This is a genomic window from Pseudomonas sp. VA159-2 (genome assembly GCF_024126635.1).
Lineage (GTDB): Bacteria > Pseudomonadota > Gammaproteobacteria > Pseudomonadales > Pseudomonadaceae > Aquipseudomonas > Aquipseudomonas muyukensis.
Genome location: NZ_JAMYBV010000051.1, coordinates 1 through 12,465, shown reverse-complemented (window position 1 = coordinate 12,465; position 12,465 = coordinate 1). Strand labels below are relative to the sequence as shown.

1 protein-coding gene is annotated in these 12,465 nt (G+C 70.3%); it reads right to left on the bottom strand.

Going from position 1 to position 12,465, the window contains the following annotated elements; all coding sequences use genetic code 11:
• The coding region (locus NJG22_RS24115) for a non-ribosomal peptide synthetase (protein ID WP_253098421.1) at positions 1–12,465 on the bottom strand (12,465 nt) is incomplete at both ends.

Here is a 12,465-nt window from a genome sequence, read left to right as displayed (position 1 = left end):
CGATCTCGCCCAGCTCGATACGGAAGCCGCGCAGCTTGACCTGCTGGTCGGCCCGGCCCAGGTAGCGCAAGGTGCCGTCTGCCTGCCAGCAGACCAGGTCGCCACTGCGGTACATGCTGCCGCCGTTGAACGGGTCCGCCAGGAAGCGCTCGGCGGTCAGCTCAGGCTGGCCCAGGTAACCCAGGGCCACGCCGTCGCCGGCGATGTACAGCTCGCCAACGGCGCCCACCGGCAGCAACTGCTGATGGGCGTCCAGCACATAGCAACGGGCGTTGCCAATCGGCTTGCCGATCGGGATGCTGCCCTCGCCCACCTGGGTGATCTCGTGGGTGGTGCTGAAGGTCGTCGCCTCAGTCGGGCCGTAGCCGTTGAGCAGGTGCTGCGGCGCACCGTCGCGCAGCACCCGGGCGATCACCGCCGGGTCCAGCACATCGCCCCCCACCATCAGGTAGCGCAGCTGCCTGAAGGCCGGCAGCAGGTCGTCGGCGAACTGGTGGAACAAGCCAGCCGTCAGCCACAGCACCGTCACGCCCTGGCTCAGCAGCGCCTCGCGCAAGGCCTGGCGCGACAGCACCTGGTCCTGCTCGATCACCACCACCGCGCCACCATTGAGCAGCGGCGCCCAGACTTCCAGGGTGCTGGCGTCGAACGCCGGGTTGGAGGCGAAGGCCACGCGGTCCTGGCTGTTGAAATCGGCAAAGCCGTTGTTGATCACCAGGCGCACGATGGCCCGGTGCGGCACCTGCACACCCTTCGGCGTGCCGGTGGAACCCGAGGTGTACATGATGTACGCCGCGCTGCCGGCCTCCACCGCCAGCCCCAGGTCTGCGCAGGCATAGCCGTCCAGCTCGAGGCGGTCCAGCTCTACGCGCCGCGCGCCCTCCACTTGCGCCTGGTCGCGGTGGGTCAGCAGCAGCCGCGCCTGGCTGTCCTTGACCATGAACGCCTGGCGCTCCAGCGGCGCGTTGCCATCCAGCGGCACGAACACCGCGCCGCACTTGCTCACGGCCAACTGCGCCGCCAGCAGGTCGAACGAACGTGGCAACAGCAATGCCACCCGCTCGCCGGCCTGCACGCCCAGTTCCAGCAAGTGGCCTGCCAGACGGTTGGCCTGCTGGTTCAGCGCCTGGTAGCTCCAGCGCCGGCTGCCATGGATCACCGCCAGCGCTTCGGGGCTGACCTTGGCATGGGCTTCGAACAGCCCGTGCAGCGCCACCTGGTGCGGGTATTCGCGGCGGCTGGCGTTGAATTGGCGCAGTACCCGCTCGCGCTCCGCGGCGGGCAGCGCGACGACAGCGTGCAACGGCGTCGCCGGTGCCGCTTGCAGTGCCTCGGCCAGGCCCGCCAGGGCGGCCTGCAACAACTGGCCAACCTGCGCCCCATCCACCTCGGGCACCGCCTGCACAGTCAGCAGCAAGCCACTGCCCAGGTCGTCGACGTTCACCACCAGCGGATAGTTGCTGCGCTCGTGGGCGGCCAGCAGCTCGATGCCGTCCCAGGCCCGCGCCTGCTCGGCACTGCCCGCCGCGCTATGGCGGTAGTTGAGCAGGCTGGTGAACAGCGCCTGCGCCGCCGGCACGCCGCTGCAGCGCTGGGCCAGGGCCAGCGAGGCCTGCTCATGGGCGAGCAGGCGCGCCAGGCGCTGGTGGGTCAAGCGCACGCCCTCGGCGACGCCGGCCGCACCAACACTGACCCGCAACGGCAAGGTGTTGATGAACATGCCCAGGGCCCGCTCGGCGCCCTCGCCACCCTGCAGGCGGCCAAGCAGCACGGTGCCGAACACCACCTCCTGACGCCCGGACAACTGCGCCAGCACCTGCCCCCAGGCCTGGTGGACCAGGCTGGCGACGCTGACGCCCAAGGCCCGCGCCTGCTCGCGCAGGTGCCCGGCCAGCGCGTCATCCAGCCGCTGCCGGTACTCAAGCACCTGGCGACCATCACCCAGGGTGTCGCGCAGGCCGAACACATCGGTTGGCTCGTCGATATCACCGAGCAGCTCGCGGAACATCGCTTCCTGGGCCTGGCCATCGTCGCGCAGGCGCGCCTGGGCCACGTAGTTGCGGTACGGCACGCTGTCGCCCTGGGGTTCACGGCCCAGCAGCACATCGGCGACCTCGGCCACCAGCAGCTCCAGGGCGGCGTGGTCGAGCAAGATATGGTGCAGCAACAGGGTCGCCTGCAATCGGCCATGCACCCGGCTACTGCTCAGGTGCAGCAGCGGCGCGCGCCCCATGTCCAGGCGCACCTCGTCCAGTGCCGGCTCGATGGCCAGGCGCGCCTCGCGCCAGACCACCTGCACGGCCTCGTCCAGCCCTTGCCAGTGCACGCTGGTGCGCAGGATGTCGTGGCGCGCGATCACCTGGTTGAGCGCCGCGACAAAGGCGTCCAGCTCGGCCTGGCCGGCGAAGGCGAAGCCCATCTGCAGCACATAGGGGTCGACCTCGGCGCTGGCCAGGTGGTGATAGAGGATGCCCTGTTGCAGCGGCGCCAGGGCGTAGAGGTCCTGCACATTGGCCGCGCCGCCGGGAATGCCTTGCACCAGGCTGTCGAGGGCCGACTGATCCAGGCTCGCCAACGGCAGCATGTCGGTGGTGATGCGCGTGCAGCCGGCCGGGATCCGGTTGGCGGGTACCTGCGCCGTCACCTCGCCGCCCACTGCCGCGGCCAGCGCCGCCAGGGTCGGCTGGCCGAACAGCACGCGGATGTCCGCCGCCAGCCCGGCCTTGCGCATCCGCGCGGTCAGGGTCACGGCCAGCAGCGAGTGGCCGCCCAGTTCGAAGAAGTTGTCCTGCCGGCCAACCTGGGCCACGCCCAGCAGTTCGCGCCACAGCTGCGCCAACAGTACCTCGACCTCGCCTTGCGGCGCTTCATAGGCCTGCTGCGGCATATCGGGCGCAGGCAGGGCCTTGCGGTCGAGCTTGCCGTTGGGGCTCAGCGGCAGTGCCTCCAGGTGGGTGAACGAAGCTGGCACCATGAAGTCCGGCAACTGGGTCAGCAGCGCGGCGCGCAGCGCCTCGGCGGTATATGCCACGCCGGTGTAGTACGCCACCAGGCGCTGCTCACGGGCCAGCACCACGGTCTCCTTGATTCCCGCGACCGCCGTCAGGCAGGCCTGGATCTCGCCCAGTTCGATACGTAGACCACGGATCTTGACCTGGTCGTCATTACGCCCCAGGTACTCGAGGTTGCCATCGGCCAGGTGCCGGGCCAGGTCGCCGGTGCGATACAGGCGCGCGCCGGCACGGTCGGCGAACGGGTCGTCGATGAAGCGCTCGGCGGTGAGCTCGGCGCGGTTGAGGTAGCCACGGGCCACCTGCACGCCGCCGATGTACAGCTCGCCCGGCACGCCGCGCGGCACCGGTTGGCCATGGGCATCGAGCACGTACAGGGTGGTGTTGGCGATCGGCTTGCCGATCGGCGTGTTGTCCGGCGCCGTCAGGCAGTGCCAGGCGCTGACGTCCACCGCCGCTTCGGTCGGGCCGTAGAGGTTGTGCAGCTCGACGCTCGGCAGCTGCGCCTGGAACCTGCGCACCAGGCTACCGGGCAGCGCTTCGCCGCTGCACAGCACGCGCTTGAGGCGTTCAGGCTGCACCTGGCCATGGGCGAGGAACACATCCAGCATCGACGGCACGAAGTGCAAGGTGCTGACCTGCTCGGCGCGGATCACCTCGCGCAGGTACTCGGGGTCGCGGTGCCCACCGGGGCGGGCCATCACCAGCCGGGCGCCGGTTTGCAGCGGCCAGAGCAACTCCCACACCGACACGTCGAAGCTGAACGGGGTCTTCTGCAGGACCACGTCGGCGGCGCCCAACGGATAGGCGTCCTGCATCCACAACAGGCGGTTGACCACCCCGGCGTGCTCGTTCATCACGCCCTTGGGCAGGCCGGTGGAGCCGGAGGTGTAGATCACATAGGCCAGGTGGCGCGGGGTCAGCCCGGCTACCTGCGGCGCCGTGGCCGGCTGCGCCAGCCAGGTGGGCTGGTCGAGATCGACCTGGCGTGCGCCCGCGGCCACCGCGCGGGTGGCCGCCTGCACCAGCACCGCCACCGGCGCGCTGTCGCTGAGCATATGGCCAATGCGCTCGGCCGGGTATTCAGGATCGACCGGTACATAAGCGCCGCCCGCCTTGAGGATGGCCAACAGGCCAATCACCATCGACAGCCCGCGTTCGACGCAAATCGCCACCCGATCATCGGGCTTCACCCCCAACTCGATCAGGTGATGGGCCAGGCGGTTGGCCTGTTCATCCAGCTGGCGATAACTGAGCACGCCCTCCTCGGCCGTGACCGCCAGCGCGTCCGGCGTGCGCCGTACCTGGGCCTCGATCAAGCCATGCAGCGTTTGCTCCAGGTGGTAAGCCCGCGCCGTGTCGTTGAAGCCGTGCAGCAGCTGGCGGCGCTCGGCCGGCTCCAGCACCGGCACCCCGGTCAAGGCGCCGTGGGGCTGGTGTTCCAAGGCCTGCAACAGGCCGTCGAGCACGTGCAGCAACTGCCCGCAGAGCCGCTGCGCGCCGACCTGTGGCGTCACCCGCACGCCCAGGCACAGGCCGTCGCCGAAGTCGTCGACATCCAGGGCCAGCGGGTAGTTGCTGTGCCCTTCGCTGCCCAGGGTCTCGATGCCTTGCCAGGCCTGCGCCTGCACGCTCGCCCGCGTGCTTTGGCGGTAGTTGAGCATGGCGCTGAACAACGGCAACGGCGCGGCCACCTGGCTGCACCGCTGGGCCAGGGCCAGCGAGGCGTGCTCGTGCACCAGCAGCGCCGACAGGTCGCGCTGTAGCGCCTGCACGCCTTCGCGCACGCTGACCCCCGCCAGCTCGACGCGCAGCGGCAAGGTATTGATGAACATCCCCAGTGCCCGCTCGCTGCCCTCGCCGCCGTGCAGGCGGCCCAGCAGCACCGTGCCGAACACCACCCGGTCCTTGCCGCAGGCGGCCGCCAGCAGCCGCGCCCAGGCCAGGTGCAGCAGGCAGGCGTTGCTCACCCCCAACTGCCGCGCCTGTTCGCGCAGGCGCTGGTAGCGCTGGCCGGCGAACGCCACCTCGGCCAGCTCGCTGGCCGGGCCGTCGCCCTGCACCTCGCGCAGGCCGAACGGCAGGCTCGGTTCATCGATATCGCCCAATTGCGCGCGGAAAAACGCCTCGTGCTGCGCTTCGCTGACGCCCTGGCGCGCCTGCACCACGTAGTTGCGATAGGGCACCGAAGGCGGCAACGGCAGGTCCTGCCCTAGCAGGTAGCTGCGCATCTCGGCCTGCACGGCCTGCATGGCGACGTGGTCGAGGACGATATGGTGGAACTGCAACACCGCCTCGACCCGCGTACTGCCCGCCTCGGGGCGATGCAACAGGCGGATCAGCGGCGCCTGGGCCAGGTCCAGGCGCGCCAGGTGGCGCGCCTCCAGTGGCAGCAGCTGCAGTGGCGCCTGGCGCCAGACCACTTGCACCGGCTGCGCCAGGCCTTCCCAGAGCACCGCGGTGCGCAGGATGTCGTGCCGCGCGATGACCTGCTCCAGGGCCTGGGCGAATGCGCTCAGGCGCGCCGGGCTGTCGAAGCGCAAGTGCGCGCGCAAGGCATAGGGGTCGGCGGCGGCGCTGCTCAGGTGCAGGTAGAGGATGCCCTCCTGCAGCGGTGCCAGCGGATAGATATCCTGCACGTTGGCCGCACCGCCCGGCACGCAGGCGACGATCTGCTCGATCGCCGCCTGGTCCAGCTCGATCAGCGGCAGCAACTCGGGGGTGATGTGGGTGCAGCCCGCCGGGATCAGGTTGGCCGCTACCGGCACCTCCTGGCCTTGGCCGAGGGTCGCCGCCAGGGCCGCCACGCTCGGCTGGCCGAACAGGGTGCGAACATCCACCTGCAACCCGGCCTGGCGCAGGCGCGCGGTGAGGCTGACCGCCAGCAGCGAGTGGCCACCGAGGGCGAAGAAGTTGTCGTGGCGCCCGACCCGCTCGACGCCCAGCAACTGCGCCCAGATGTCGGCCAGCAAGGTTTCGGTCTCGCCCTCGGGCGCCTGGTACTGGCTCGGCTGCACGTCAGGCACTGGCAAGGCCTTGCGGTCGGGCTTGCCGTTGGGGGTCAGCGGCATGGCCGCCAGGTGGACGAACAGCGCCGGCACCATGTACTCCGGCAGCTGCAGCAGCAGCGCCGCGCGCAAGCTGTCGGCGGCCTGCGCTTGACCTGTGTGGTAGGCGACCAGCCGCGGGCCACTGTGCGGGTGCTCCTGCACCAGCACCAGCGCCTCGCCGACACCGGGCACCCGGTTCAGGCAGGCTTCGATCTCGCCGGGCTCGATACGCAGGCCGCGCAGCTTGACCTGGTGGTCGATACGGCCAAGGAACTGCAAGGTGCCGTCGGCCAGCTGGCGAACCCGGTCGCCACTGCGGTACAGGCGCTCATCGGGGTTGAACGGGCTGGCGATGAAACGCTCGGCCTGTTGCTGCGCCAAGCCAAGGTAGCCACGGGCGACACCGGCGCCGCCGATGTGCAGCTGGCCGACCACGCCCCAGGGCACGGGCTGGTCGTGGGCGTCGAGTACATACAGGCGGGTGTTGTCGATCGGCCGGCCGATCGGCAGTGCGCCCTGCGGCAGCGCATCCTCGGGATGCAGCGTGCAGACGCTGCAATCCACGGTGGTCTCGGTGGGGCCGTAGACGTTGTGCAGGCGCACCTGCGGCAGGCGCTCGCGCACCAGGCGCACCAGGGCTTCGGTCAGTTCGCCGCCGCCACAGACGATATCACTGAGGTGGGTGCAACGGGCGCTGTCCGGCTGCTCGAGGAACTGCTGGAGCAAGGCCGGCACGAACTGCACCACGCCAACCTGCTGGCGCTCGATCAGCTCGACCAGGTACTGCGGGTCGCGCTGGCCATCCGGGCGCGCCAGCACCAGGCGCAGGCCGCTGCACAGCGGCCAGAACAGCTCCCACACCGAGGCGTCGAAGCTCACCGGCGTCTTGTGCAGCACCGCGCCCTCGACCGGGAACTGGCGCTGGCTCCAGCGCACCAGGTTGACCAGGTTGCGGTGCTCGACCATCACGCCCTTGGGCACCCCGGTGGAACCGGAGGTGTAGATCACATAGGCCAGGTGGCTGGCGCTCAGGCCAGGGACCATGGGGTTATCCTCGGCCTGGGCACACCAGCCCGGCTGGTCGAGGTCGACCAGCGGCACTGCCAGTTCGCCTGGCAAGCCGCGGGTGGCGCCCTGCACCAGCACCGCGCGGGGCTGGCTGTCGTTGAGCATGTGCCGCACCCGCTCGGCCGGGTAGTCCGGATCGAGCGGCACATAAGCGCCGCCGGCCTTGAGGATGGCCAGCAGACCGACCACCAGCGGCAAGCCGCGCTCGATGCAGACCGCCACCCGCGCGTCGGGGCCCACCCCCAGTTCGATCAGGTGGTGGGCCAACTGGTTGGCCTGGGCGTTCAACTGGGCGTAGCTCAGTGACCGACCCGCAGCCTGCACGGCAATCGCATCCGGGGTACGCGCGGCCTGCTGCTCGAACAGCCGCTGGAACGGTTGCCCAAGGTCATGGGGCTGCGCCGTGGCATTGCAGGTTCGCAGCAGGTACTCACGCTCGCTGGCGAGCAGCACCGGCAGCGCCAGCAGCGCCTGCCCAGGCTGGCTGTCCAGCCCGTCGGCCAGCGCCTGCAGCACCTGTTGCAGTTGTTCGCACACGCGCATCGCGCCCACCGTGGCCGGGGCCATGGCCACCAGGCGCAGGCGCTCGCCCATGTCATCGACGCTCAGGCTCAGCGGGTAGTTGCTGCGCTCCTGGCCGTCGAGGAACTCGATACCTTGCCAGTCCAGGCGCCGCGCCTCATCGGCCACCTGGCCGTGACGGTAATTGAGCATGGCGCTGAACAACGGCGCCGGGGCCGGCACGCCGCTGCAACGCTGGGCCAGGGCCAGCGAGGCGTGCTCGTGGGCCAGCAGCGCGCTGAGCCGCTGTTGGGTGGCCTGGAGCGCATCGCCCAGGCTGACGCCGGCCAGGTCCAGGCGCAGTGGCAGGGTATTGATGAACATGCCCAACGCCCGTTCGGCGCCCTCGCCGGCCTCCAGCCGCCCCAGCAGCACGGTGCCGAACACCACGCTGTCACGGCCGCTGACGGCCGCCAGCAGGCGCCCGTAGGCCAGGTGGAACAGGCTGGCGACGCTGATGCCCAACTGCCGGGCCTGTTGGCGCAGGCGCAAGGCCAAGGCGTCGTCCAGCCACAGCTGGGCCTCCTCGATGGCCTGGCCGTCGCCTTGCACGTCGCTCAGGCCGTACGGCAGGGTCGGTTCGTCGATATCGCCCAGTTGCGCGCGGAAGAACGCCTCGTGCTCGGCCTGGCTGACGCCCAGGCGCGCCTGGGCCACATAGTTGCGGTACGGCACCGGCGCTTGCGCCGGGGCCGGCGCACCGCGCAGGTAGCCGAGCAACTCGGCGCCGACGATCTCCAGGGCGGTGTGGTCGAGGACGATATGGTGGAACTGCAACAAGGCTTCGATCCGCCCGTCCACCTGCTGATGCAGCAGGCGGATCAGCGGCGCCTGGCCCAGGTCCATGCCTTGCAGATTTTGCCCGGCAAGCGGCGCCACCTGCAGCGCGGCCTGGCGCCAGACCACCTGCAGTGGCTGCGCCAGGCCTTCCCAGAGCACCGCGGTGCGCAGCACGTCATGCCGGTCGATGGCGGTTTGCAGCGCGGCGGCGAAGGCCTGCAAGCGCTCGTGGCTGGCAAAGGCCATGCGCGATTGCAGCACGTAAGGGTCGTGCTCGGGCGAACTGAGGTGGTGGTAGAGAATGCCCTCCTGCAAGGGTGCCAGGGGGTAGATGTCCTGCACGTTGGCCGCGCCGCCCGGCACCGTGGCGACGATGCGCTCGATGGCGGCTTGTTCCAGGCTGACCAGGGGCAGCAAGTCTGGGGTGATCTGCGTGCAGCCCGCCGGGATGCGGTTGGCCGGCACCTCGACCCGGCGGCCCTGGCCGAGGGTGGCGGCCAATGCCGCCACGGTCGGCTGGCCGAACAGCGTGCGTACATCGGCCTCCAGGCCAGCCTGGCGCAGGCGCGCGGTCAGGCTGACCGCCAGCAGCGAATGGCCGCCCAGCTCGAAGAAGTTGTCGTGGCGGCCGACCTGCTCCAGGCCCAGCACTTCGGCCCAAAGCGCGGCGATGGCGGTTTCCACCGGGCCTTCGGGCATGACGTACGCCTGGCCGCCGAGCACGGCAGGCTCCGGCAATGCCTTGCGGTCTAGCTTGCCGTGGGCGGTCAGTGGCAGCGCTTGCAGCTGAACCAAGGCTTGCGGCAGCAGATGAGCCGGCAAGCGGGCTTGCAGGCCCTGGCGCAGCGCCTCGCTGTCCAGCGCCTGGTCGGTTGCGGTGAACCAGGCCAGCAGGCGCTCGTTGCGCACCAGCACCACGGCATCGGCGATGCCTGGCTGGGCCTTGAGCGCGGCCTCGATTTCGCCCAGTTCGACCCGCACGCCACGGATCTTCACCTGGTCATCGTTGCGGCCCTGGTAGTCCAGGGTGCCGTCGGCGTTCCAGCGCACCAGGTCGCCGCTGCGGTACATCCGGCCGCCGTTGAACGGGTCGGCGAGGAAGCGCTCGGCGGTCAGCTCCGGGCGGTTGAGGTAGCCGCGCGCCACCTGGGCACCACCGATATACAGCTCGCCGACCACGCCGACCGGCACCGGCTGGCGCTGTTCATCCAGCACATAGACCCGGGTGTTGGCGGTCGGTTTGCCGATATGCAGCGCCCCGCCTGGCAGAAGCAGGCCGGAGGTTGCCACCACCGTGGTTTCGGTCGGGCCGTAGTTGTTGACCAGCTGGAAGCCCGGGTCACGCTCGAAGTGGCGCAGGCGGTCACCGCCGACCAGCAAGGTACGCAAGGTCGGGTGCTGCCGCTCGCGGCGCAACGCCTGTTCGGCCACCGGTGTCGGCAGGAAGCTGACCTCCAGCGGTTGCGCCAGCCACCAGTCCAGCAGCTCGTCGACGTGCTCGCCGCCAATGTGCGCGGGCGGCAGGTGCAAGGTTGCGCCGGCGCACAGGGCCGGCCAGGCTTCCCAGGCCATGGCGTCGAAGCCGAAGCCCGCGACGCTGGAGGTCTGGCTGCCGGCCCCTACTTCGAAGGCCTGGCAGTGCCAATGCACCAGGTTGGCCAGGGTGCGGTGCTCGACCATCACCCCCTTGGGCTGGCCGGTGGAGCCAGAGGTGTAGATCACGTAGGCCAGTTGCTGCGCATCCAGCCCTTCGACGACCGGGTTGCTGTCCGGCTGGTCCAGCCAGGCATCACTGTCGATTGCCACGCTGGCCACCTCCCCGACCAACCCGGCGGTGGCGGCCTCGACCAGCACCCAGGTCGGTGCACTGTCGCCGAGCAGGTAGGCGATACGCTCTGCCGGATAGGCCGGGTCGACCGGTACATAGGCCGCGCCGGCCTTGAGCACCGCCAGCATCGCGATCACGCGCTGCGGGCCGCGCTCAAGGCACAGCGCCACCCGGTCACCGAGCAGCACGCCATGGCCGATCAAGTGATGGGCCAGGCGATTGGCGCGCTGGTTCAGCTCGCCATAACTCAGGCGCTGCTCGCCTTGCACCAGCGCCAGGGCGTGCGGTGCCTGGGCTTCGACCAGCGCCTGGATCACCTGCCCTTGCGCATAGGCCTGGGTGCTGGCGTTGAAGTCCACCAGCACCTGCTGCAACGCCGCCTCATCGAGCACCGAGGATTGTTGCAAGGTTTGCTCCGGCGCCTGCTGCAACGCCTGCAGCAACTGGCCCAGGGCATTGACCATCCAGCCCCCTACCTGTGCCGGCGAAATTCCGCCGGCGGCCAGCACGCTGAGGCTGAAGCCCTCGCCCAGGTCATCGACGCTCAAGGTCAGCGGGTAGTTGCTGCGTTCCTCGCCGCCCAGCAGGCGCACGCCCTGCCAGATACCCTCGCCATCGCCTGCGACAGGGTCGGCGCTGTGCCGGTAGTTGAGCAAGGCGCTGAACAGCGGCGCGCCAACCCCCACACCGCTGCAGCGCTGGGCCAGGGCCAGCGGCGCATGCTCGTGGCCGAGCAGTGCCGACAGGCGCTGGTGGGTCGTGTGCAGGGCCTGGGCCACCGGTTGCGCCACATCCACCCGCAACGGCAGGGTGTTGATGAACATCCCCAGGGCCCGGTCGGCGCCCTCGCCACCTTGCAGGCGGCCCATCAGCACGGTGCCGAACACCACGTCCTGGCGCCCGGCGAGCATCCCCACCACCCGCGCCCAGGCCAGGTGCATCAGGCTGGCGGCGCTGACGCCCTGTTGCCGGGCCAGTTCGCGCACGGCCTGGGCCAGGGCCGGGGCCAATTGCAACTGGGCCTGCGCCAACGCTGCGCCATCACCCTGCACATCGGCCAGGCCATACGGCAGGGTCGGCGCCTGGACATCGCCCAGTTGCGCGCGGAAGAACGCCTCGTGGCCGGCCAGGTCCTCGCCCAGGCACACCTGGGCGACATAGTTGCGGTACGGCACCGCCGCCGGCAGCGTGTCGCCACGGCCCTCCAGCAGCACCTGCAGCTCTTCGCCGATCACCGCCATGGCGGCGTGGTCGAGGGTCAGGTGGTGGAACTGCAGCAACGCCACCCATTCGCCGTGGCGCCGGTCCTCGGCGAACAACAGCCGCAGCAGCGGGGCCTGGGTCAGGTCCAGGCGCTGCTGGCGGGCATCGAAGCGCGCCTGGAGCGCCTCGAGCACCGCCGTTTCGCCCAGCCCGGTGACCTCGGTCACTGCCAGGCGCGCCTGGCGCCAGACCACCTGCACCGGCTCGGCCAGCCCCTCCCACACCACCGAGGTGCGCAGGATATCGTGGCGGTCGATCACCTGCTGCAGCGCCGCGGCCCAGGCCTGCAATCGCGCCAGGCTGTCGAACGCCAGGCGCGATTGCAGCAGGTACGGGTCGCCCTGCTCGGCGCTCAGGTGGTGATAGAGGATGCCTTGCTGCAACGGCGCCAGCGGGTAGATTTCCTGCACGTTGGCCGCGCCGCCCGGCACCGTGGCGACGATGCGGTCGATGCTGGCCTGGTCCAGCGCGATCAGGCTGAGCATGGCCGGGGTGATCCGGGTCGCGTCCACCGGTACGCGGTTGGCCGGTACCTCGACCTCGCGACCACTGCCGACCGCTGCCGCCAGGGCGGCCAGGGTCGGCTGGGCGAACAGCACGCGCACATCGGCGTCCAGGCCGACCTTGCGCATGCGCTCGATCAGGCTCACCGCCAGCAGCGAGTGGCCGCCCAGCTCGAAGAAGTGATCGTGGCGCCCCACCTGCTCGACCTTGAGCACCTCGGCCCAGATCGCCGCCAAGGCCGCCTCGATCTCGCCCTGGGGCGCCTCGAAGGCGCGGCTGACCACGGCCTCGCGGCCCGGGGCCGGCAGCGCCCGGCGGTCAAGCTTGCCGTTGGCGGTCAGGGGCAGTTCGTCCAGGTGCACGTAGGCCGCGGGCAGCATGTAGTCCGGCAGCTGGCCTT